Genomic DNA, 21,805 nt, shown 5'->3' with positions numbered 1-21,805 from the left:
GTCATGGCGCCGCAGAACCGCGAGGAGGAGATCGTCACCCGCCTCGCCCGGATCGGCTTCGACCGCGCCGTCGGCTACCTGCGCAATCCCGAGGACACACTGGAGAAGCTCGCCGACGAGGTCACCCCGGCCAGCCGGATCACCGCCGCGCACCTGCGTACCGCCCTCGCCGGCGACAACCGTCCCGTCGTCGTGGACGTCCGCACCTGTGGCGAGCGCGAGGCGAACGGCTTCATCGAGTCCGCCCTGCACATCCCCCTGAGTGAACTGCCTGCACGTAGCGGTGAGCTGCCCGCCGACCACCCCCTCGTCCTGCACTGCGCAGGCGGCCACCGCTCCTCCATCGCGGCGAGCCTGCTGCGCCACCGGGGCTTCCGGGACGTCTCCGACATCCTCGGCGGCTACGCGGCCTGGGCCCTGGCGGTGGAGTCGGCCGACGCGGCCGAGCCCGCCAATGCCTGACCACCGAAACCTCCGTCCCCCCGGGCCCCCTCGACCGCCGGCCCCTCACACCTCATGTATACCCCCCCGGGTATAAGCTGTCGACCTCGAAACGGAACACCATGAGCACCACCCCCGCACCCACTCCGTCCCTCACCCCCGCCGTGCTGCACCGGCTCGTCCAGGAAGGGCGGGCACCGCGTCTGCTCGACGTGCGCACGCCCGGTGAGTTCCGTACGGCGCACATCCCGGGCTCGTACAACGTGCCCCTGGGCACCCTGCGCGAGCACCGTGCCGAGCTCCTGACCCACCTCGACGAGAACGTGGTGCTCGTCTGCCGCTCCGGGGCCCGTGCCGCCCAGGCCGAGAAGGCCCTGGCCGACGCCGGACTGCCCAACCTCCGCGTCCTGGAGGGCGGCATCGTCGCCTGGGAGACGGTCGGCGCACCCGTCAACCGGGGTCCCGAGCGGTGGGACATGGAGCGCCAGGTCCGTCTCGTGGCCGGCTCGATCGTCGTGGCTACCGGCCTTGTCGGGGTGTTCGTGCCCGGCGTGCACCTGATCGGCACCGCGATCGGTGCCGGCCTGACATACGCGGCCCTCAGCAACTCCTGTGCCATGGGTGTTCTGCTGTCGAAGCTGCCGTACAACCGCGGCCCGCGCCCCGACATCCGCACGGTGATCGCGGATCTGCGGAGCACGCCGTGATCGAGCTGGTCGTCGCCGCGTCCCTGCTCGTCGGCGTCAGTCTCGGCGTGCTCGGCGGCGGCGGGTCGATCCTGACGGTGCCGATCCTGGTCTACCTGGCCGGGCAGGACACCAAGGAGGCGATCGCCACCTCGCTTTTCGTGGTCGGCGTCACCAGCCTGGCCGCCCTGGTCCCGCACGCGAGGGCCCGACGGGTCCGCTGGCGGACCGGCCTGCTCTTCGGTGCGTTCAGCATGGTCGGCGCGTACGGCGGCGGACGGCTCGCCGAGTACGTTCCGGGCACGGTCCTGCTCGTCGCGTTCGCCCTGATGATGCTGGCCACCGCGTTCGCGATGCTCCGCAAGCCCCGGAACGGGCGCAAGAAGGCGCGGCCCGCACACAGCGAGCTGCCCCTGAAGCACATCGCGGTCGAGGGCCTCGTCGTCGGCGCGGTGACGGGGCTGGTCGGCTCCGGCGGCGGATTCCTCGTCGTACCCGCCCTCGCGATCCTGGGCGGGCTCCCGATGGGCATCGCGGTCGGCACCTCGCTGCTCGTCATCGCGATGAAGTCCTTCGCCGGACTCGCCGGGCACCTCTCCGGCGTCGAGATCGACTGGCGCCTGGCCCTGACCGTCACCGCCGCCGCGGTGGTCGGCAGTCTGGTCGGCGGCAGGCTCGCGGGCCGCATTCCCCAGGACGCGCTGCGCATCGCGTTCGGCTGGTTCGTCGTTGTCATGGGCGTCTTCGTCCTCGCCCAGCAGCTCGACACCGCGGTCCGGACCCACCCCGCCACCTGGGCGGGGCTAGGGATCGCCCTGGCTGCCGCGGTTGTCGCTCGGCTGCGGCGGGCCCAGCAGCCGGCGCGCCTGCCTGAGGCTCCCGCCGCCCAAGGGCGTTTCACGCCGATGGAGGGACACGAGCAGAGCGGAGCAAAATCCTGATTTATACCCCTCGGGGTATTCTCGTCAGAGGGTGAAGGAGGTTCTCGTGCAGGTAGACGAAGAATCGGCACGGCCCGTCCTGAACCGTCTGCGCGGGCTCAGGGACAGCTGGCCGCGGTGATCACGATGGTCGAGTCGGGCCGCGACTGCAAGGACGTCGTGACCCAGCTCGCCGCCGTCTCCCGGGCCCTGGACCGGGCAGGATTCAAGATCGTGGCAAGCGGGATGCGGCAGTGCCTCACCGACGACTCCGACACCCCGCCCACCCGGGTGCGTCACGACACGCCCGCACTGATCGTGGCCGCCACCGGTGACCCCCGTTCCCCGTGCACGGGCAGCGTGGCACTGTACAAGCTGCTCACCCTCAAGGACGCCAACCGGCACGCGCGCTACGGCCAGTGCGGCAACGCCTGCGTGGACGATGAGGTCAACCGGTACCTGGCCACCGGAAAGCTGCCCGCACGGGACCGGCCCTGCCACGAGCAGGGCCGCTGACCGCCCGATGCCGCGTCGAGCAGGTGGCGCCGAGAGCCTTCGGCGCGGCTACGGTGATGCCGTGAGACGAGTTGCTCGCACCACGGGCCGACGGTCGGAACGATCAGTCAGTAGTCCCAGCCGAAGATGCTGGCGATGTCATGGCATTCGTCGGTCTGATGCGCTGCCAGGGTGAGTTCGTCCCGACAGGCCTCAATCCGTTCGGCGAGCGCAACCGTCGACTCGATGTCCTGTTCACGTGCGGGCATGTTCGGCATGGCGCAGGATTCCTTCCAGTAGGTTGATCTTGCTGGTGCGGCAGTAGGCGGTCTCGGTGGTGTCCAGACGGCCGGTCTCGAAGTACTTGTTGGCTGCCTGCCCGCCGCGACAGTAAGCGAAGTACTCACACTGCGTACGGCAGTTGGCGATGCCGTCCATGGCCTCGGCCACCCACGGCACCTGCTCCGCGCGGGCCGCGAGTTCGGAAAGCGGTGTGTCGAGGACGTTGCCGGCGGTGAACGGGCCATGGTGGGGCGAGTGGAACCCGGCAAGTTCCGCGCCGAGGGGAAGGTAGTGGCCGTCCCAGGTCACCAGGGGCAGGGGCTTGATCGGACGATCGGCACGCTGCGCCGCGGTTCCGGAGAGCTCCTCGCGGATGTAGGTGTAGGCGTGGTCGAGATCTCTGATGCGGATACGGGGGGCAGCCTGCCAACTGGCCACCAACTCCTGCCAGAAGGCGGTGGCCCCGGTCTGCGGCGCCTGCCCTCCTGCGTACACACCCTTCTTCTCGGCCAGGTTCACGGCCAGGCTTTCGCAGCCCAGTTCGCAGGCGAAGCGGTACAGGCGACCGGCCGCTCCGGCAGACAGGTCCGACACCACCGCGATGATGTTGAAGCCGAGGCCGGCGCGTCGCAGCGTGTCGATTCCGCGCATGACCTGCGGCGTGCTCGGGTGTCCCGCCCAGTCCATCCGCGAGGCGTTCGCCTCGCCGGGACCATCGATACTCACTGTCACTTGGACGGGAACCTGCGAAAACACCTCGCACCACGCGTCGTTGATGCGGGTGGCGTTCGTCGTCACCTTATGAACCACCGAGGGACTCTGCCCCGGACCGAAGGGCGCCAGCAGGGAACGGAAGTGGGCCGGGTCCACCGCCAGCGGCTCTCCGCCGTGCCACGCCACGGTCACCGGATGCTGCCTGGACCACTCCCGGGCGCCGGTTGCCACGGCCTCGGCGACCTCCACACTCATACGCCGCGCTACCTTCCGGTCGGGCAGGTAGCAGTAGGAGCAATCGAGATTGCACAGAGTGGTCGGCTGCATCAGCACGGTCGATGCCGACCTCGCCAGCCGTACCCGGCCCGTTGCCCGACCCGTTTGCATGGCCCCCGCGTCACCTGGATCCACCCGACGATCCGTCATGCGCGAAAGAGTCATGGCCATGCCTCCACCGTTTCGGTATGCATCACGTTTTCCGCGCTTCGTCCCTCCTGCGCGGCACTCGGGGCGATTCACGCCTGCCTAACGCCGAGTCCCCGAATCGGGTCACGGGTGGTGGTCAGGACGACGCGGGGCCGGGCGTACCCCCGCAGACGCATGCGGAAGCCGCCGCTGCACGCGTAGGTGTTCCACACGTGGAACCGGGTTCTCACGTCAGCCGGTCAGGGGCTGCCATCGGTGTTCCGTTACGGGGTCGAGACTGCTGCCTCACACCAGTGCCCCTCTGACCAGGCCGGGCCTGTCCCACGTGGCCAGGGCCGGGGCTTCGAGCAGGTCGGCGGGCGTCTGCGGTGGGCTCGGCGGAGGCGAGCAGGCTCACGTACCGGATCTCGATCCGGTCGGGCTCGCGGATGCGTCCGATGTCAAGGACGGGGCAGTCCTCGAACAGGTCGCCGTCGACCGTCACGGTGAGGATGCCGGGCAGGCCCGAGGACCGACCCATGTCCGGGTCGTCGGCCAACCGGCCGGCCAGGACCTTCAGGGCGCAGGGGACGCCGGCCCCGAGCCGGATGGCAGTGTCACGTATATGCGGGAAGATCTCGACGTTCACGGCCTGGTACTCCGTGCCGGTCGGATGGAGGGCAGTGCCCGCATACGGTAGGAAGACGCGCTCACCGCAGGACCAGGCAAGAGGCTCGCGGGACGGTGGCAGCGCCGGAGGTGTTTCGTTCCCCTTCGACGTGCTCCACGAGGTCAAGCGGCGCGCCGAGGCCGACGACCGATCGGTGGCATCGTGGATCCGCGCTGTCGAGCGCGGGCTCAACCGGATGGCGTGACCGAGGACCACACGCCGAACCACTGCTCGGCGCCGTACTCCTCGAACCGCTCCACCTCGGTGAACCCCAGCTTCGCCGCGAGGCGCATTGCGCGGTCGTTGGCGGTCTGGGTACAGAGCACCACCGGCTCGCCGGGAAGCGCGTCGGCGAACCAGTCGAGTGCCGCTGCGCACGCTTCGGCGGCGTACCCGCATCCCCACGCCTCCGGCAGGAACATGTAGCCGAGCTCGGCCTCCCCGGCATCCGGACGGACGTGACCCGGACGCTTCGCGTCGCGCCGATCGAGCGTGATCATGCCGATCATCGCGCCGTCGAGATCGATCACGAAAAGGCCAGGGCGCCGCCCGGGCACCTCAGGCATCACGTGCTCGAGCTCATCTCGCGGTCGAGGGCCACCGATGTAGGTGCCCACCTCCGGCGAGGCGAACAGCTCGATGAACGCCGCACGGTCCCGGGCCTCGGGCTCGCGGAGCACGAGCCGTTCGGTCCTGATCGGGGCAGGTGGCCAGGCGACGGGTCCGAGCTCAGTCATGGCGGGCAACCTATCGCACGCCCGCCGGGCACGAGTCTCGGACGACCGACAGCCCGAGCGGGGCCAACGCCCTGTCCCAGATGCTCGGCACCTGCGACACCTGACCCCGCCAGGCGGCATCAACCGGACACTTCGCCCGGTGAACCGCCACCGGGCAGCGGTGTCGGTCTGGCCGACGAACACCGACGGGGCCGCGACGTCCGGGCGCGCGGCTCAGCCCGGCGGACAAGCTCGTCCTGGGGCAGAGACAGCGGGGCACCAGCCAGCCGGCTCGCACGCTGCGAAGAGCGCCCTTCCGGCCGACGCGGCTGCCCCGCCCGGCTCGTTGAAGGCGGCATCGCTGCCCACGTGGATTCTCGCATGCCGTGACGGAGCGTCATGGCACGGTCATGCGCGAAGCAGCAGCGATGTGCCGACGCGCGCCACCACACCAGCCTCTCCCTGGTCTGCTGCTAACGGGGTGTGGCGGCATTGAGCCAGTCGTCGACGGTGAGGACGTCCGCCCACTGCGGGAACAGCTTCTCGGTGAGGAACCGGTGAACCTCGGCGTCGGTGTCCAGGCAGGCGTCGGCGAGGACGGTGAGATCGAAGTCCAGGTCGTTGGCCTGGCACAAGGTGTGCAGCACCACGGCGCTGGTGGCGATGCCGGTGAGGACGAGGCTGTCGATGCCGTGCGCCCTGAGCACCACGTCGAGGTCGCTGCCCGAGAACGCGCTCGCGCGTCTTTTGGTGACCACTATCTCGCCCGGCCGGGGCGCGACATCGGGGTGGATTTCGGTGCCGGGGTCGCCTTCGACATGGAGCCCGGCTCGCGCGACGGCGGTGAGTGCCCTGTTGTGCGGGCCGACTTCCGGAAAGCCCGGGCGTAATGCGATGACCACGTAGATGACAGGAATGTCTGCCGCCCGGGCACCATCGATCGCCCTGCGCAGGCGCGGCAGGTATCCGGAGCCGTCGTCGGCAATGTCCACGATGGCTCGCTGGACGTCCATCACGAGAAGTGCGCTGTTCATAAGGTCTCCAGGAACGACGTCGGTTCGGCGCCGAAGCGGGCCGGGCTCTCCATGCTCGGGTGGTGCGCGGCCGCCGGCACCGTGGCAGTGTGCCCGCCGGGGACGAGCTTCGCCAGGCGGCCGGCCATGGCGAGGTGGTCCGGTGCGTTCAGGGCGCCGTTTATCGCGCACACGGGGACGGCGACTCCGGGCGCGCGCTCCCAGGTGGTGGTGGCTGGTACTTGATGGTCCGCTTCGCCGGGCGCGTGGTTGTCGAGTGTGCCGAGTGCCATCTCCCGTACTCGTCGCATCAGGCCGGCTTCCATATCAGCCAGTTTGCGGTGCGGGCCGGCGGTGAACCGCTGGAACGCGTCGACCCAGCCGACCTCGTCGCCCGCCGCGCCGACGCCGTACTGCCGGGCGCCTCGGTGGCCGAGGTGAGGGCCGAGGGCGCGAGCACTCACCCCGGCATGCTGGGTCGGTTCGCCGGCCTCGCGGCCGGACTGCCGACCGAAGGCTGACGACGCACACCGCTCCGACGAACAACAGCGGCGATGTGGAACGAACCGGTAGGGCCCGCCCCCGCAGGAGGGATGGAGCGATGGCCGTGGTCCTGAACCACGCGCCATCGCTCCCCACGGGCGGTCTCGGGCCTTGTCCCGAGGCGCGCGGTCAGGAGTCGCGCAGCGAGCGGCCGGGCTGGGGGGAGCGCGTATCCGCCGGTCGGCCACGGCGGGCGATGCGGTAGCCGACTGTGAGGACGGCCGCCCAGCACGGGGCCACGTACCACGCGATCCTCTGATCGGCGTCAAAGGCGAGCAGGACGGCCACGAAGGCGAGAAAGATGAGGACGAAGTAGTTCGAGGCGGGCGCCAGCGGCATGCGGAAGGCGACCGGTCGCAGTCGCCCGGCGCGTACGGCCGCCCGGAACCGCAGGTGGGCGCAGACGATGACGCCCCAGGTGAAGAGGGCGGCGATGGTGGCCACGCTGGTGATGTACGCGAAGGCCTTGTCCGGAACAACGTAGTTGGCGGCAACGCCGATGAGCATGACGGCCATCGAAGCGAGGATTCCGGGAGCGGGCACTCCTTGGCGGCTGACCTTCACGAACACGGTCGGTGCGTGCCGGTCGCCGGCCAGGGTGAACAGCATCCGGCCGGTGGAGAAGATCCCGCTGTTGCAGGAGGACAGGGCTGCCGTCAGGACGACCACATTGACGACACCGGCCGCCGCAGGGATGCCGATCTTGGCGAAGACAAGTACGAACGGGCTTGTGTGGGGGTCGAGTTGGTTCCATGGGACCAAGGCCATGATGGCGATGAGCGCGCCCAGGTAGAACAGGGCGATCCGCCAGATCACCCGCCGTACGGCCGAGGGAAGAGTCTTTTGGGGGTCCTGGCTCTCGCCGGCGGTGACACCGAGAAGCTCGACACCGACGAAGGCGAAGACGACGACCTGGAGGGCCAGCAGCGGCCCTGCCGTACCGTGCGGGAAGAAGCCACCGTGCGTCCAGATGTTGCTGAGTGACGCGGTGTCGCCGAGGGGGCCGAATCCAAAGATCAGGATGGCGGCTGCTATCACCAGCAGCGCCAGAATGGTCAGGACTTTGATCAGGGCGAACCAGAACTCGAATTCGCCGAACATGCGCACCGCGGCGAGGTTGACCAGGCCCAGAACGGCCAGGGCGACGAGCCCCGGCAGCCACTGGGGCACATCGGGCCACCAGTAGCGGACGTAGATGCCCGCGGCGGTCAGCTCGGCGGTACCGGTGACGACCCACATCAACCAGTAGCTCCAGCCGGTGGCGAAGCCGGCCCAGTCGCCGAGGAACTCCTCCGCGTATGTCGCGAATGAACCGGACACGGGCCGGTACACCAGCAGTTCGCCCAGGGCGCGCATCACGAAGAAGACGGCCAGACCCGCGGTGGCGTAGGTGACCAGCAGGCCTGGCCCGGCCTCGTGGATCGCTCGGGCCGAGCCGAGGAACAGCCCGACGCCGATCGTTCCGCCGATGGCGATCATCTGGATATGGCGGGGCCGCAGGCCGCGATGCAGGTCTCCCGGCGGCGAGGAAGCGGATGCCTCTCGCACGGGGGATTGGGGGGAATGCGGTACGGGTCGGTGAGACATGCAGGTGCTTTCTGATGGGGAACGGTGACGTGGTGACGTCAGCGTTCGGTCTGGCTCGAACCGTCGGTGTACGTGCGCGGCACCCGGGCGCCGATGCGGGTGACGATCTCGTACGAGAGGGTCCCGGCGGCACGTGCCCAGTCCTCGGCGCCGGGCTCTCCGCGGTCGCCGGGACCGAAGAGGACGACCTCGTCGCCGACCGCCGCGGTGTCGTCGCAGAGGTCAAGGACGAATTGGTCCATACAGACCGTTCCTGCCACCGTGCGCCATCGGCCGGCGGCGAGCACCGGTCCGGTACCGGAGGCATGCCTGGGTATGCCGTCGCCGTAGCCGAGAGGAACCAGGCCGAGTGTCGTCTCGCGGGATGTGCGATAGCGGTGACCGTAGGAGACTCCGTGCCCGGCGGGGACGCGCTTGACGGAGGCGAGCCGTGCCGTGAGCGTCATCGCCGGCCGCAGCCCCAGGGCCGTAGGACCGGCCGACCCGGGTATCGGGCTGAGCCCGAAAACCGCGAGCCCGGGGCGCACAAGGTCGAAGTGGGTCTGCGGAAGGGTCAGCGTGGCGGCCGAGTTGGCCAGGTGCACCACCTCAGGGCGCAGCCCGGCCTTCCGCGCCAGCGCGACTGCCTCGCGGAAGGTCTCCAGTTGCTTGTCGGACTCGGGGTGGCCGGGGGAGTCGGCATCGGTGAGGTGGGACCAGACACCGACGACCCGGACGTGCCCGGATGCCTCCGCGCGGGCCGCGGCGTCCAGCACCTCGGGCCAGTGGGCGCAGGAGGCGCCTCCGCGCCCGAGACCCGTGTCGATCTTCAGGTGCAGCAGGGCGGGGCGGCCTGCGGTATCAGCCGCACGGGCCGCCGCCTCCACGGCCCACGTGGCGCCGGCCGACAGGTCGATCCCCGAGGCTATGGCTGAGATCCAGTCGTCACCGGGGGACAGCAGCCAGGCCAGGATCCGGCTGTCGATGCCCGCCGCGCGCAGTGCCAACGCCTCGTGCAGGCGCGCGACGCCGATCCACGTGGCGCCGCCGGCCAGTGCGGCCCGGGCGCAGGGCACCATGCCGTGCCCGTAACCGTCGGCCTTGACCACGGCCATCACTTCGGCGGCGCCTGCCGCATCGTGCAGCCTGGCCGTGTTGGCGCGGATAGCCGCGAGATCGATCCGCGCTTGTGCGAGCGGCGTGTGCTGCTGCTCCGGGTCCGCGCGGTCGCCGACCTCGTGGGGAATGCCGATCTTCACGCCGTTGTCCTCCCATGGAATTTCACCGATGCCCGGCTTTGCGGGTGGAGCCATGGTGGCGACGAGGGGAACACGCCGTCATCGTGTGGACGGCACCGTCCTGCGACGACGGGGAGTGCTGCTGGAACAACGGGGGCGGAGCGCTGACTCGCCCGAATGGAGGTGGGGCCCTGACGGGCTGCGTCAAGCGCCGTACCGCGCCTCGGGACGCGGGACACCGTCCGGTCCATACCGGCGGGCGGTGAGCTGCAGCAGCAGTGCGGAACGGACCTCGGGGCAGTCGAGCCGCAGATCCACGGTGTCCTGCAGACGGCGCATCCGGTGGCGGAGTGTGTTCGGGTGGATGTGCAGCCGGGCGGCGGTGGCCCTTGGGTCGCCCATCTCCTCCAGCCACGTCTCCAGCGTCGGCACATAGCTCGTGCCGCACTGGTGATCGTGGTCGACCAGTTGTCGCAGTGGTCCGGTGCCCATGGCCCGGGCAGCCGAGGCGGCCATCGCCACTCGCCGGAGGACCGCCTTGGCCCACACATCGTCGTGGACGGCCTCGGTGCCCGTGACCAGGCCCGCCGCGAGCAGCCCGAGGGTGTCATCGGCCTGCTCCCGGGAGGCGGCCAGTCCGTGAACCGTGGCGGCGAGCCCGCCCACGGCGACCAGTGGCATCGCCCGGCCGGCCGTGTCGCCGAGTGCGCGCAGCCACTCACAACGGCTTCCGGAGGCGGAACTCACCACCTTGGCGTGGACGATGCCGTAGACGACATCGCCGATCACGGCGGCGGGCGAACGCAGACGCGATCCAGGGAACCGGGAGAGCCGTTCGCGTACCGTCAGGCGCTTCCTCTCGGCCTCGTCGGTGTCCTCGCACTGCACGCCCACGGCGATCACGCGCCATGGGCCGGACGTCAGGCCGAGGAGGCGGGCCGCGTCAGCGGCTCCGTCCTTCCCGTGCAGGACACGTGCCACCATGTCCGTCAGGGCGAGGCGCTCCCGGTCGGCCTCCGCGCGCCGACGCAGCAGGTGCAGCGCCACGGCGTCGGCGGCGTCCGCGAATGCCGCTGCCCGGTCGTCCGGGACCGGACCCGACACGATCGCCCAGATCGAGCCGAGGACGTCCCCTCCGGCGTGGACCGGCAGCACGAGCCGGGGCTTGGTCCCCTCCACGACGGCGGGAACGTAGATCGGTCTGGTGTCCTGGGCGATCCTGCGGAAGACTCCCTGCCGCCGGAAGTGCGCGTTCACCTCCTCCGGGACGTGCCGGCCCATGATGGTTGCCACCCGTGCCTCGTCGCCGCGCTCCTGGCGGGTCGAGTAGGCCAGTACGTGGGAGTTGTGGTCCTCGATGGTGACGGGGGCGTCGATGATGCCGGAGATCGCGTCGGCCACACCGAACAGGTCTCCGGCCTCGGTCGCTCCCAGGCTCGCGGCGGACTCGGCGAGCCCCTTGCTGTCGAGCGCTGCGCGCAGCAGCGACACCACCTGCGTCCAGCCTGCCTGCTGCGAGACCTGCACCAGTGCGACGCCCGCGGCGCTTGCCGCCGCGATCACCTCCGCGTCGGCCGCCGCCGGGGTTTTGAGGAGCACTGCGCCCGCGGACCGCCGGGCACACCGCGACACCAGCCGCAGGACTGCCTTTCGGTCGATCACGTTCACGCCCAGAACGAGATCGCCCGCGCGCAACTCCAGTTCACCGTCCGGTTCCGCGATCACCACGTCGCCCACGGGAACCGATGTGCCCACGGGAACGCACACTGCTGACAGCACGGCCGACCCGACGGTGTCGAGAATGCGCTGCAGACCGATCATGAGCCACCACCTGTACACCGAACAGTCCACCAATCGTGCACCGCGCCAACGAGCCGTGGCCGTCGGGGGACTGCTCGGCTCGGCCTGCTGGAACTGGATTCCTCGCACTGAACCCCGCGAGTTTGCGGATCCCGGCGTGCCGGCCCGCATCGAGCACGGCAACCAACAGGAGCAGTCACTGGGAGACCGCGCAGGAAGCCGGCGTCACGCAAGCTCAGCCTGCTGTGTTGTCCGACCATGCAGATCATCGCCCGCATCCTGCTCATTCCACGCTCCTCGGCCACGGAGCCGACTGCCGCGGCGGCGGTCGGGCCATCACTCAGCGGAATCGGGGGTGCCATACGTCTTGTACGTGGCCTTCGCCATCGACCACGTTGATGTCGGGCCACCGGTCGAAGGCAGAGCAGGGGTGCGAGATTCCGAGGTCGACCTGGTCGCCTACGTTCAGGCCGTGGGCGTCTGAGAGGACCAGGTGGTGGTCGTAGATGTCCGCCGCAGTGGCCCGCGCGCCCGGCCGAGGCGCTCCTTGTGCGTCGCGGGAGCCGATGAGGACCGGCAGTCCGGCGTCGTAGGGCAGTTCGCGTTTCCCGGCGCCGACGACGACCTGTCCCGGTTCCGGCGCAGAGAGCACGACCGCCCGGACGGTCAGTGCTGGGCGCAGTTCCGGCAGCGGCGATACGTGGGCGTACGTGCCGTGGTCGTGTGTGACGTAGCAGCCCGATCGCAGGACGGGCACCATCGGCGGGAAACCGGACGGCCCCGCGAGATCCGAAAGCGCATCGACAACCCGGTCGGGGAAGGCGGAGCCGCCCATACTGACGATGGGCAGCACGATTTCGAACAGAGGTGCAAGACTGCGGAAGAGCGAGACTGCATTCCGGCAGTGTGCGTCGACGTCTGCGATCGTGAGTGCGTCCCGGCGATTCGGCCGAATACCTTCGTAGCCCGCGACACCTGCCAAGAGGATTCCCGGTGATGCCTGGCATGCCGTGGCGAGATCGTACGCTGCGGCGGACTCCCGCGTCCCGGTCCGCCCTCCTTGCGTGCCGACGTCTATGAGGACGCGCAGGGGGTTACGGGTCCCCTCCATGACCTGTCGTGCCAGGCCCACCCCGACCATCGAGTCCACGAAGCAGTACAGCTCGAGCCCAGGTGTTTCATCGAGCCACCGCCGCAGGAGGACGAGGTCGGAATGGTGGATCACCTCGTTGGCGATGATGACGCGCCGCACCCCCCAGCCGAGCGCTATGCCGCACTGCCTTGCCGTGGCGACGGTGACACCCCACGCCCCGGCTGCCATCTGCCGCTCGACGATGGGGCGTGTCATTGTGGTCTTGATGTGCGGGCACAGCTCCACGGCCCGATCACGGCACCAGTCCGCCATGAGGCGCACATTGTGTTCCAGTGCCCGTACGTCGATCCGAAGCTGGGGCAGCTCCGGCACTCCGCATACGGTGGGTGCCGTGTCGTCGTGGTCCATCAGTCCTCCGGGTTTCCATTCGCGGGCGAGCACTCCTCTGCAAAGTCCGCCGAACGCATGCCCTGCAGAGCCTCCCGTCACCGCATGGTGAAGCCAGGAGCAAGCAGGCGAAGTGTGTTCTTTCGGATGAGATCGGCGTGTGCCCTGACGCTCGGCTGCACAATATAATGGATCCGTGTCCTGTTTACTGGATGAAGGGATCTGTACCGTGCCTGCTGACGATCGCCGGCCGAGTCCGCCACAGTCTTCGCCCGATGACGGCATCGGCCAACACCTGCGCCGGGAACGCCTGCAGCGAGGCCTCACGCTGGAGCAGCTCGCAGAGGAGACGGGCTTGTCCCGCAGCTACCTCAGCAACGTGGAGCGAGAGGTGAACAGCCCCACGATCAACACCTTGCGGACGATTGTCGACGCCCTCGGCACGACCCTCAGCCAGCTCTTCCACGCGGTCGACCGTGAACGACGTGTGCTCACGCGTCCTCACGAACGCGTCGAACTCACCCGCGCGGGTGTGCAGGGCATCACCTATACGCTCTTGAACCCCAGCCCCGTGGGGCGACTTGAGATGATGATGCTGGAGGTGGCTCCGGGAGCAGCCTCCGGCGACAACCCGCACACCCATGCCGGCGAAGAAGTCGGTCTCCTTCTGGAGGGAGAGCTGGACTACTGGATCGACGGCGTGCACTACCGGTTGCAGCCCGGTGACTGTGTCAGCTTCGACTCCTCCACCCCGCACCGGTACCACAACCCGGGCACAGCCCCGGCGGTCTGCGTCTGGTCGGAGACACCGCCGAGATTCTGAGAAGTGCCGAACCGGCCGCACGACCGCAGCGGCGCCTCGGCCGGCGGCACCGGAACTCGGCTCAGGCCCGGCTGGAGTGCTGGGCCCAGTTCCGGGCGGCGACAGCGGGCGTGTGCCGACCGCCGTTGCGCGGCAGAGGGCGGCAGGTATGGCCGGTCCGCTCGGTCGCGGCCGACACGCCGATCATTCCGGAACGATCAGTCAGCCGCGTCGGCGCGACAGTGCCGTCGTCGCCACTGAATTGTGCACCGTGAAGGCAACCGTGCCCGGCAGAAAGCGGTCGTCCGACCACATCAACGGTCTGCCCGCCTGATCCGTGGCTCGTCGCCGCTCCCGCATCAGCGGTCCATCCGGGGCACAGCCGAGCAGGCGCGCATCGTCGGCATCGGCGTAGACGAGGTCAATGGTGTGCTCCGTGTCCGCGAACACCGCTCCTTCCTCCGCCAGCGGATCGGTGTGCGAGATCGCGTGGGGATCCAGGCGTTCGATCAGGAGGCCAATGCGCTCGGGGTAGATCGTCCGCTCGATCATGACCGGAACGCGCGACAACGTCCGCAGCCGGAGCACTCGGTAGATCAATTCCCCAGGCCCGAGGCTGAGTTGCTCGCACTCCAACGGCTCTGCGGGACGGCGTTCGATGTCGATCGTGCGGCCGCCCGGTTCTTCTCCGAGCGAGCGTGCCCAGCGGGTGAAGCTCAGCAGTTCGTAGAAACTCTGCGTCCGTGCCGTGCCGAGAACGACGCGACGCGTGCCTCGCCGGGAGGTCACCAGACCGTTGGCGCGCAGCACGGCCAGCGCCTGACGGACGGTGCCACGTGACACACCGTACTGCTGGGCGAGCCGCTCCTCGCTGGGCAGCCGACCGTCCGACCCGTAGGTGCCGTCAGCTATGGCCTCGCGCAGGTCGGCCGCCAACCGTCGGTACCGGGCTCCGGTGGAACCGCCCCCCGCGACTGCCATCCCGCTCTCCCTTCCTCGGTCGCCCATCGACGCTCCGGCATGACCCTATCCGTTCCCCGAGCCTGCCTCACCGGCCAGGTCCTCCCGTCGAACGGTCCGCGATCTCTTCCCGAGAGGCTCCTTGGCGCGTTCGTCTGCGTTCATCTTCCGTACACCGCCCCCCGGGGTAATGAGTCGAGTTGTACAGCCAACTTACTCACCTAGGAGACTTCAGTGAGACTGCACCACATTCGCTCCCTGAGCCTTGCCTGCGCCCTTGAAGTGCGGCCGCGCTGGGACTCGGTGCATGCGGCCTGACCAGTGCAGATGGGGCGGGAGGCAGCGGAAGCAAGGCCGCGACCGCCACCTCGGCAAAGGACTTCGGCGGCATGGATGCCCTCGTCGCAGCCGCGAAGAAGGAGGGCAAGTCGAACGCCATCGCCCTTCCTCGTGACTGGGCGAACTACGGCCAGATCATCGAAACCTTCGAGAAGAAGTACGGCATCAAGGTCGAGGTCGAGAACCCTGACGCCTCCAGCCAGGACGAGATCAACGCGGCCGCCTCCCGCAAGGGCCAGGACCGCTCCCCGGACGTCATCGACGTGGGCAGGGCCTTCGCCATCAGCGCGGCAGGGCAGAACCTGCTGGCGCCGTACCGATTCTCCGCCTTCGATCAGATTCCGAAGGCCCAGAAAGACGCTCAGGCCCGCTGGTACAACGACTTCGGCGGATACGTCTCGATCGGGTGTGATGCGACCCGTGTCAAGAAGTGCCCGAAGACCTTCGCCGACCTGCTCGATCCGCAGTACAAGGGCAAGGTCGCGCTGACCGGCAACCCGACGAAGTCCGGATCCGCCTTCGGCGCCGTGTACGCGGCGGCGCTCGCCAACCACGGCTCCTTCGACGACATCGGACCTGGCCTGGACTTCTTCACCCGACTGAACAAGGCCGGCAACTTCAACCCCGTCGAGTCGACCCCTGCGACCATCCAGAAGGGAGAGACTCCCATCAGCATCGACTGGGACTACCTCAACGCCGGTTACGCCGACAAGTTCCGCGCCAAGGGCGTCGACTGGAAGGTGAGGGTTCCGACCGTCGGCGTGTACGCCGAGTACTACTCCCAGGCCATTGTGAAGTGGGCACCGCACCCCGCCGCCCGCCTGTGGCAGGAGTTCCTCTACAGCCCCGAAGGCCAGAACCTGTGGCTCAAGGGCCACGCCCGCCCCGTGCTCATGCCCGCGATGCAGAAGGCCGGCACGCTCGACACCACCATCGCTGCCAAGCTCCCGCAGGCACCCGGCGGCACTACGGCGTTCCCGACGGAGAATCAGCTCAGCACGGCCAAGCAGGCCGTCGTCCAGGGCTGGGGCCGGGTCGTCAGCGGATGAGTGACCTCCAGACGGTCGCCGCAGACGCCAACCCCACTCGCCCTCCGGCCGCAGCACCCCTACCGGTATCGGTTCCGCCCGACGGTTGCGCCTTCCGCGCTCGGCAGGCCGGCTGGGCGCCGGTCCGCTGCTCGTCTTCGCCGCGGTGGCGTTCGGACTGCCCGCCGGGACAATGGTGTTCGGCGCCTTCACCACGCCCGATACCGTGCCCGGCGGGGCCCACTTCACCGGCGCCAACATGAGCGCCTCGCTGCAGGGCTCCTACTTGACCGCACTCATCGGAAGCATCAAGCTCTCAGCCGTCTCCGCGCTGATCGCCGCGGTCGTCGGTCTGCCGATCGCCCACGCGGTCGTCACCTCACGATTCCGCGCGCTGCGCGAGGCGATCCTTGCCGACGCGGGCGTACTGGCGAATTTCGGCGGTGTGCCTCTCGCTTTCGCCTTCGTGGCGACACTCGGCAACGCCGGGGTGCTGACCACCCGCTTCCATCTCCTCGGGCTCGGCTGGAATTTGTACGGTTTCTGGGGTCTGACCCTCGTCTACCTCTACTTCCTGATTCCGCTCATGGTGCTCACACTGGCCCCCGCTCTGGAGGGGCTGCGACGGCACTGGCGGGAGGCTGCCCACAATAACGGCGCCGGTACCTTCAGGTACTGGACGCACGTCGCCCTGCCGATTCTCATGCCATCGCTGCTCGGTGGCTATGTCTTGCTGTTCGGCACCGCGTTCAGTGCCTACGCGACTGCCGCCGCGATGGTCGGCAGCTCGGTACCGCTGGTCACCATGCAGATCGCGGACGCGCTCTCCGGCAACGTTCTGGTCGGCGAGGGCAACGCCGCCTTGGCGCTCGGCGTCGACATGGTGCTGGTCGCAGGGCTCGTCATGGCCGTTCAGGTGCCCTTGCAGCGTAGGAGCACGCGATGGCTCGCTTGAACAGGACCGGATACGGGCGGGGCGCCGTGCTGCTGCTCACCGGTGTGTACTTCCTCGTCCCGATCGCATGTGCCATCAGCTTCAGCGTCGGAATCGGCGGCTCCCGCCAGACTGTCGGCTTCGATGCCTACACCGGCATCTTCAACGCCGACGGCTTCACAGCCAGTCTCGCCCTGACCCTGAAACTGGCCACAGCCACCATCGCGCTCGTTCTCGGGCTGCTCGTACCGGCCTTGGTCACGGTGCGGCTGGCCGCTCCTCGTCTGCGCGTGCTCGTTGAGACCGTGTGCATGCTGCCGTTGGTCGTGCCGGCCGTCGCCCTGGTCGCGGGATCGGCACGGTGCTGCGCTGGGGACCCGACCATTTCGCCGGCACACCCCTTTTCCACCTCATGGTCGCGCTCCAGGCCCCGGAATTCCCTCTCGTCCTGGTGTTCGCCTATTCGTTGATGGCGCTGCCGCTGGCATACCGCACGCTCGACACAGGGCTGTCGGCCGTTGACCTGCGCGTACTCGTCGAGGCCGCACGGTCCTGCGGGGCCTCATGGCCCCGCACCCTCGCCCACGTGGTGCTGCCCAACATTCGCGGGGCACTGCTCAACACAGCGTTCTTGACCCTGGCACTCGTGCTCGGCGAGTACACCGTCGCAGCGGTTCTCGGCTACCAGCCGTTCGCCGTATGGATCGTTGCCATCAGCGGCGCGCAGGCGCAGATGTCGGTGGCCGTGTCGATGGTCGGCCTCCTCGGCACCTGGGTTCTGCTGCTGGTGATCAGTGCCACCGGACGCACGCGCCGCCCCAAGGAGACCTCATGACCGACCTTCTCACCGATCCGACCACCGTCGGCCCGACGCGAGCCGGCTCCACCGTGGAGTTCCGGGGGCTGCGCCGCGCCTTCGGCACCACGACGGCACTGGACGGACTGGACCTGGACGTCCGCCCCGGCGAACTCCTGGCACTGCTCGGCCCGTCCGGCTGCGGCAAGACCACCGCACTGCGCATGGTCGCCGGCTTCGAACGACCCGACGCGGGCAAGGTACTGGTGGACGGCGAAGACATCACGCGCGTTCCCGCACATCGCCGTGACGCGGGCATGGTGTTCCAGTCGTACAGCCTCTTTCCGCACATGAACGCCCTCGACAACGTCGCCTTCGGGCTGCGGATGAGCGGGACGGGCAAAGCCGCGCGGCGGACTCGCGCCGCAGAACTCCTGGAACTGGTGGGGCTGGCGCAACACGCTGCCCGCTATCCGCGCCAGCTCTCCGGTGGCCAGCAGCAGCGCATCGCGCTGGCCCGGGCTCTGGCCCTGCGGCCACGCGTCCTGCTGCTCGACGAGCCGCTCTCGGCGCTCGACGCACAGGTACGGCAGTCATTGCGCGAGGAGATCCGCCGTCTCCAGCAGCAACTGGGCATCACCACACTGTTCGTGACACACGATCAGGAAGAGGCCCTGTCCATGGCCGACCGGGTCGCGGTGATGCGCGCCGGGAGACTGGAGCAGTGCGCACCGCCCGCAGAGCTGTACGAACGCCCCGCGACCACGTTCGTCGCCGAGTTCGTGGGAGTGATGAGCCGCATACCGGCCAGGCCGGGGGCGGACGGCGGGACTGTATGCGCGTTCGGCCGCACGCTGCCGGTTCGCGGGAGGCTACCGGGCTTCGCCGGGGCCGACGGCGGAGGCGGCGAACTGGACGTACTGGTGCGGCCGGAAGCAGTCGGGGTCACGGCGGACGACGACGGCACTTCCCGGATCGTGGGCGCAGCCTTCCTGGGCGCGACGACCCGGCTGACCGTACGCCTGGCCGAAGGCACCGAGGTGTTGGCGGATGTGCCGACTCACTCGACGGCCAAACTCCACGTCGGTGCGACGGCGACGCTGACGCTTCCCGACCGGCCGGTGTTGGTGGATCGCCACCGCCAGCCAGACGGCCGCGGCGATGGAAGCTGACGCCTCCAGCACGGCCGCGGCGATGGAAGCTGACGCCTCCGGCCACCTCCGCCACCCGACGACGACACCTTGGTCTCAGACCCGTCCCGCCGACCTTGCAGGCATTCGATGCGAAGAGCCTCCGCTTCCACCCGATCGCCACGCACTGGAGAAACACCCATGAACCATCGCAACCCCACCCCCGGCCGTCCCGCTGCCGTGCTGTTCGACATGGACGGCACGCTCGTCGACACGGAGCGGCTGTGGTGGGCCGCAGTGCAACAGATCGCGGACGCGATCGGGCGGCCCCTGACCGATGCCGACACGCCTCACGTGCTCGGCCGTCCGGCGGCGCACACTGCGGCTCACCTCCACCGCACCGGCGGCCCTGCGGCCCCCGACCCCGGCGTGCTCGCCACCGACCTGGACATGGCGTTCGCCGCTCTGGTCGCCCAGGACGTCGTCCCGCGCCCGGGCGCACTGCGCCTGCTGGACGAACTGGCCGCAGCCGAGGTCCCCACGGCGATCGTCTCCGCGTCACCGCGCCACGTCGTCGACCTCGTCCGCAAGGCCCTGGGCGAAGACCGGTTCACCTTGACCTTCGCCGTCGAGGACACCGCCCGCACCAAGCCGGCACCTGATCCCTACCTTGCGGCGGCCGCCGCCCTCAGCGTTGATCCGCGCGTCTGCGTGGTCGTCGAGGACACGCCCACTGGTGTTGCCGCAGCCGAGGCCGCCGGGTGCGTCGTGCTGGCCGTTCCCTCCACCGTACCGATCCCCTTCGCGGCGGGGCGGCTGGTCATCGACTCTTTGGAGAGGGCAGATCTGAGTCTGCTCGCGTCCCTGCTCACTTCCACGAAAGGGAATTGACACCATGGACGACATCCGCCACGTCGTGGTCCTGATGCAGGAGAACCGCAGTTTCGACCACTACTTCGGCACGCTGAACGGCGTGCGCGGGTTCGATGACCGTCAAGCACTGACGTTCCCGAACGGCGACAGTGTCTTTCGTCAACCCGCCCTGTCCCGCACCGACGGCGGCGTCCTGCTGCCCTACCGGATGGACTCCACGAAGTTCAACGCGCAGAACGCCGACGGCCTGCCCCACGACTGGGAGTCCGGACACGACGCCATCAACAACGGCGCGATGAACCGCTGGACCTCCGCCAAGGGTGAGCGGAGCATGGGCTATCTGACCCGTGAGGACATCCCCTACCAGTACGCGCTCGCCGACGCGTTCACACTCTGCGACGGGTACTTCTGCTCCCTGGCCGGACCCACCAGCCCCAACCGCCTCTACCTGTGGACCGGCACGGTCGGCCCGGGCCGCGACGGCACCACCGGGCCGTGGATCGACAACACCCCGCTGCCCGAGAGTCCGGTGTGCGACTGGACAACGTACGCGGAGCGCCTGTCGGCAGCCGACGTCTCCTGGCGCGTCTACCACACACCCGGACTCGACGAGCGTGACGGCAACTATGAGGACAACGCTCTTGAGTACTTCAGCCAGTTCCATGCTTTCGACAAGGACGATCCGCGCTACATCAACGCGATGACGAAGTGGGACCTCGCGGCCTTCGAGGCGCAGTGCAAGGACGGTACGTTGCCGACGGTGTCCTGGCTGGTCTCCCCGTACCTGTTCTGCGAGCACCCGACCGCCGGCCCGGCCTACGGCGCGCGCTGGGTCAACACCGCCCTACAGTCGGTGTTCGCCAACCCCGAGGTGTGGCGGCACACCGTCTTCCTCGTGATGTACGACGCGAACGACGGCTACTTCGACCACGTCGTGCCGCCCTTCCCGCCCGCGGGCACCCCCGAGGAGTTTGTGGACGGGCAGCCGATCGGGCTGGGCAACCGTGTGCCCCTATGGGTGATATCCCCGTGGTCGCACGGCGGCTGGGTCAACTCCCAGGTCTTCGACCACACCTCCGTGCTGCGCTTTCTGGAGCTCGTCACAGGCGTGCGAGAACCCAACATCTCGCAGTGGCGCCGCGCCGTTTGCGGAGACCTCACCAGCTGCTTCGATTTCACCCGGCCCGACTACTCGATCCCCGCGCTCCCCGACACCCGCGCGCTGATGGAGCAGGCCGACGCAGCGCAGGAACTGCCGCCCGTGCAGCTTCCGGCCCCAGGCGCACAGGCCATGCCGACGCAGGAACCCGGCGGTCCTCGCCCACAGCGGCCGCTTCCCTACCGCCCATGGGCCGACGTCGCGCTGGACCGCGCCACCGGCGAGGTCACCTGCACCCTCACCAACGAGGGAAGCGCGGCCTTCCACTTCACGGTGTTCCCCAACATCGTCAGGCCGTTCGCCGGAACACCGCTCACCGTTGCGCCGCGGAGCACCGCCACTATGAATGGGACGCCGTACGCACCGGTGGTCGCTACGACTTCACCGTCCACGGCGCAGACGGATTCGTCTGCCGCTTCGCAAGGACCGTTACCGCGCCCGATCGGAACGACGCTGCCGCGCCTCAGGTGACAGCGGTCCTGCGGGGCAGCAAGCCGGAGAACGCGTCCGTCGCGTTGCTGCTGGCCAACGAGGGTGGGACGGCAGTGCGCTTCACCGTCACCCCGAACGACCCCGGCCGCGTGAAACTCACTCGGCTGGTGGGCCCACGCGAGAAGGTCTCCTTGACCTGGCCCACGGACGGCGGGCGGTATGACATGACTGTCACGGCTGATGGTGACACCGGCTTCGTCCGGCGATATGCCGGGACAGTGCACGCGATCCCGGACGTGACGCCGGATTCTTGGATTTCCGAGGTCATCGGTCCCGGACCGGCTCTCATGAAAGATCCCTGATCAGTGCGCGCCGGCGTTGCC

Annotated in this window: 20 protein-coding genes and 4 pseudogenes; 13 read left to right on the top strand and 11 right to left on the bottom strand. The window is 69.0% G+C overall.

Translation table 11 applies throughout. The features are described from left to right. The 5 genes and pseudogenes from ABZY11_RS11645 to ABZY11_RS11625 form a co-directional block, all read left to right on the top strand. The coding region (locus tag ABZY11_RS11645) for a rhodanese-like domain-containing protein (protein WP_356478951.1) at positions 1-462 on the top strand (462 nt) is incomplete at its 5' end. Positions 463-563: 101 nt separating this feature from the next. Beyond that, positions 564-1,148: a rhodanese-like domain-containing protein gene (locus tag ABZY11_RS11640; RefSeq protein WP_356478950.1), complete on the top strand. Its 585-nt coding sequence runs from the start codon at positions 564-566 to the stop codon at positions 1,146-1,148. Next, positions 1,145-2,068, top strand: coding sequence for a sulfite exporter TauE/SafE family protein (locus ABZY11_RS11635; protein ID WP_356478949.1), 924 nt, complete (start codon positions 1,145-1,147; stop codon positions 2,066-2,068). The genes ABZY11_RS11640 and ABZY11_RS11635 overlap by 4 nt, the downstream gene beginning before the upstream one ends. A gap of 46 nt (positions 2,069-2,114) precedes the next feature. Beyond that, positions 2,115-2,308: pseudogene (locus ABZY11_RS11630) on the top strand (metal-sensitive transcriptional regulator); the annotation flags it as partial. A 21-nt stretch (positions 2,309-2,329) separates the two neighbouring features. Continuing rightward, positions 2,330-2,563, top strand: a pseudogene (locus ABZY11_RS11625) (alpha/beta hydrolase); the annotation flags it as partial. Between the two features lie 107 nt (positions 2,564-2,670). Here ABZY11_RS11625 and ABZY11_RS11620 read toward each other — a convergent pair. The 10 genes from ABZY11_RS11620 to ABZY11_RS11575 all read right to left on the bottom strand — a co-directional run bounded on the left by ABZY11_RS11620 (position 2,671) and on the right by ABZY11_RS11575 (position 12,990). After that, entirely contained in the window at positions 2,671-2,820 is a 150-nt protein-coding gene (locus tag ABZY11_RS11620) for a hypothetical protein (protein WP_356478948.1), read from the bottom strand. After that, entirely contained in the window at positions 2,798-3,985 is a 1,188-nt protein-coding gene (amcB, locus tag ABZY11_RS11615; RefSeq protein ID WP_356478947.1) for a cyclophane-forming radical SAM peptide maturase AmcB, read from the bottom strand. The genes ABZY11_RS11620 and amcB overlap by 23 nt, the downstream gene beginning before the upstream one ends. Positions 3,986-4,190: 205 nt before the next feature. After that, entirely contained in the window at positions 4,191-4,592 is a 402-nt protein-coding gene (locus ABZY11_RS11610) for a hypothetical protein (RefSeq protein WP_356478946.1), read from the bottom strand. Positions 4,593-4,801: 209 nt separating this feature from the next. Further along, entirely contained in the window at positions 4,802-5,350 is a 549-nt protein-coding gene (locus ABZY11_RS11605; RefSeq protein ID WP_356478945.1) for a GNAT family N-acetyltransferase, read from the bottom strand. A 452-nt stretch (positions 5,351-5,802) separates the two neighbouring features. Then, positions 5,803-6,363 carry an isochorismatase family cysteine hydrolase gene (locus ABZY11_RS11600; protein WP_356478944.1) on the bottom strand — a complete coding sequence of 187 codons (561 nt, stop codon included), beginning with the start codon at positions 6,361-6,363 and terminating at the stop codon, positions 5,803-5,805. Continuing rightward, the gene (locus ABZY11_RS11595; protein WP_356478943.1) at positions 6,360-6,806 is read right to left on the bottom strand and encodes a hypothetical protein; all 447 of its coding nucleotides are present in this window, start codon (positions 6,804-6,806) and stop codon (positions 6,360-6,362) included. The genes ABZY11_RS11600 and ABZY11_RS11595 overlap by 4 nt, the downstream gene beginning before the upstream one ends. A gap of 208 nt (positions 6,807-7,014) precedes the next feature. Continuing rightward, on the bottom strand, positions 7,015-8,364 hold the full coding sequence (locus tag ABZY11_RS11590) for an amino acid permease (RefSeq protein WP_356478942.1): 1,350 nt from the start codon (positions 8,362-8,364) through the stop codon (positions 7,015-7,017). A 146-nt stretch (positions 8,365-8,510) separates the two neighbouring features. Beyond that, on the bottom strand, positions 8,511-9,764 hold the full coding sequence (gene alr / locus ABZY11_RS11585; RefSeq protein ID WP_356478941.1) for an alanine racemase: 1,254 nt from the start codon (positions 9,762-9,764) through the stop codon (positions 8,511-8,513). 129 nt (positions 9,765-9,893) lie between these two features. Further along, positions 9,894-11,510 carry a helix-turn-helix domain-containing protein gene (locus tag ABZY11_RS11580; RefSeq protein ID WP_356478940.1) on the bottom strand — a complete coding sequence of 539 codons (1,617 nt, stop codon included), beginning with the start codon at positions 11,508-11,510 and terminating at the stop codon, positions 9,894-9,896. A 319-nt stretch (positions 11,511-11,829) separates the two neighbouring features. Further along, positions 11,830-12,990 (bottom strand): alanine racemase, encoded by a 1,161-nt coding sequence (locus tag ABZY11_RS11575; protein WP_356478939.1) that lies wholly within the window; start codon positions 12,988-12,990, stop codon positions 11,830-11,832. Positions 12,991-13,165: 175 nt separating this feature from the next. Here ABZY11_RS11575 and ABZY11_RS11570 point away from each other — a divergent pair, with 175 nt between their 5' ends. Continuing rightward, positions 13,166-13,792, top strand: coding sequence for a cupin domain-containing protein (locus ABZY11_RS11570; protein ID WP_356478938.1), 627 nt, complete (start codon positions 13,166-13,168; stop codon positions 13,790-13,792). 201 nt (positions 13,793-13,993) lie between these two features. Here ABZY11_RS11570 and ABZY11_RS11565 read toward each other — a convergent pair whose 3' ends face one another. Next, positions 13,994-14,707, bottom strand: a complete 714-nt coding sequence (locus tag ABZY11_RS11565) for a GntR family transcriptional regulator (RefSeq protein ID WP_356478937.1) — start codon at positions 14,705-14,707, stop codon at positions 13,994-13,996. Positions 14,708-15,024: 317 nt separating this feature from the next. Here ABZY11_RS11565 and ABZY11_RS11560 point away from each other — a divergent pair, with 317 nt between their 5' ends. From ABZY11_RS11560 to ABZY11_RS11530, 7 genes and pseudogenes are all read left to right on the top strand, one after another. Next, positions 15,025-16,119, top strand: coding sequence for an extracellular solute-binding protein (locus ABZY11_RS11560; protein WP_356478954.1), 1,095 nt, complete (start codon positions 15,025-15,027; stop codon positions 16,117-16,119). Positions 16,120-16,204: 85 nt separating this feature from the next. Then, positions 16,205-17,053 carry an ABC transporter permease subunit gene (locus tag ABZY11_RS11555; RefSeq protein ID WP_356478936.1) on the top strand — a complete coding sequence of 283 codons (849 nt, stop codon included), beginning with the start codon at positions 16,205-16,207 and terminating at the stop codon, positions 17,051-17,053. Beyond that, positions 17,041-17,867, top strand: a pseudogene (locus ABZY11_RS11550) (ABC transporter permease subunit). The gene ABZY11_RS11555 and the pseudogene ABZY11_RS11550 overlap by 13 nt, the downstream one beginning before the upstream one ends. Next, positions 17,864-19,000 (top strand): ABC transporter ATP-binding protein, encoded by a 1,137-nt coding sequence (locus ABZY11_RS11545; protein ID WP_356478935.1) that lies wholly within the window; start codon positions 17,864-17,866, stop codon positions 18,998-19,000. Before ABZY11_RS11550 ends, ABZY11_RS11545 begins: the two are co-directional and overlap by 4 nt. Before the next feature lie 159 nt (positions 19,001-19,159). After that, positions 19,160-19,849 carry an HAD family phosphatase gene (locus ABZY11_RS11540; RefSeq protein WP_356478934.1) on the top strand — a complete coding sequence of 230 codons (690 nt, stop codon included), beginning with the start codon at positions 19,160-19,162 and terminating at the stop codon, positions 19,847-19,849. 4 nt (positions 19,850-19,853) lie between these two features. Further along, a pseudogene (locus ABZY11_RS11535) lies at positions 19,854-21,221 on the top strand (phosphocholine-specific phospholipase C); the annotation flags it as partial. After that, the gene (locus tag ABZY11_RS11530) at positions 21,179-21,784 is read left to right on the top strand and encodes a phospholipase domain-containing protein (protein ID WP_356478933.1); all 606 of its coding nucleotides are present in this window, start codon (positions 21,179-21,181) and stop codon (positions 21,782-21,784) included. The pseudogene ABZY11_RS11535 and the gene ABZY11_RS11530, both read left to right, overlap by 43 nt. Positions 21,785-21,805: the final 21 nt, after the last annotated feature.

The sequence above is a fragment of the Streptomyces sp. NPDC006510 genome (assembly GCF_040611955.1).
Taxonomy (GTDB): Bacteria; Actinomycetota; Actinomycetes; order Streptomycetales; family Streptomycetaceae; genus Streptomyces.
The sequence above is the reverse complement of the archived record's forward strand: the minus strand, read 5'-3'. Positions and strand labels throughout refer to the sequence as shown.

What these genes read in the sequence shown, in the direction of transcription:
- ABZY11_RS11640 (WP_356478950.1), top strand. Translation starts at nt 564, where the DNA reads ATGAGCACCACCCCCGCACCCACTCCGTCCCTCACCCCCGCCGTGCTG.
- ABZY11_RS11620 (WP_356478948.1), bottom strand. Translation starts at nt 2,820, where the DNA reads ATGCCGAACATGCCCGCACGTGAACAGGACATCGAGTCGACGGTTGCG.
- amcB (WP_356478947.1), bottom strand. Translation starts at nt 3,985, where the DNA reads ATGGCCATGACTCTTTCGCGCATGACGGATCGTCGGGTGGATCCAGGT.
- ABZY11_RS11605 (WP_356478945.1), bottom strand. Translation starts at nt 5,350, where the DNA reads ATGACTGAGCTCGGACCCGTCGCCTGGCCACCTGCCCCGATCAGGACC.
- ABZY11_RS11600 (WP_356478944.1), bottom strand. Translation starts at nt 6,363, where the DNA reads ATGAACAGCGCACTTCTCGTGATGGACGTCCAGCGAGCCATCGTGGAC.
- ABZY11_RS11590 (WP_356478942.1), bottom strand. Translation starts at nt 8,364, where the DNA reads ATGATCGCCATCGGCGGAACGATCGGCGTCGGGCTGTTCCTCGGCTCG.
- alr (WP_356478941.1), bottom strand. Translation starts at nt 9,764, where the DNA reads ATGGCTCCACCCGCAAAGCCGGGCATCGGTGAAATTCCATGGGAGGAC.
- ABZY11_RS11580 (WP_356478940.1), bottom strand. Translation starts at nt 11,510, where the DNA reads ATGATCGGTCTGCAGCGCATTCTCGACACCGTCGGGTCGGCCGTGCTG.
- ABZY11_RS11575 (WP_356478939.1), bottom strand. Translation starts at nt 12,990, where the DNA reads ATGGACCACGACGACACGGCACCCACCGTATGCGGAGTGCCGGAGCTG.
- ABZY11_RS11545 (WP_356478935.1), top strand. Translation starts at nt 17,864, where the DNA reads ATGACCGACCTTCTCACCGATCCGACCACCGTCGGCCCGACGCGAGCC.
- ABZY11_RS11540 (WP_356478934.1), top strand. Translation starts at nt 19,160, where the DNA reads ATGAACCATCGCAACCCCACCCCCGGCCGTCCCGCTGCCGTGCTGTTC.
- ABZY11_RS11530 (WP_356478933.1), top strand. Translation starts at nt 21,179, where the DNA reads ATGGGCCGACGTCGCGCTGGACCGCGCCACCGGCGAGGTCACCTGCAC.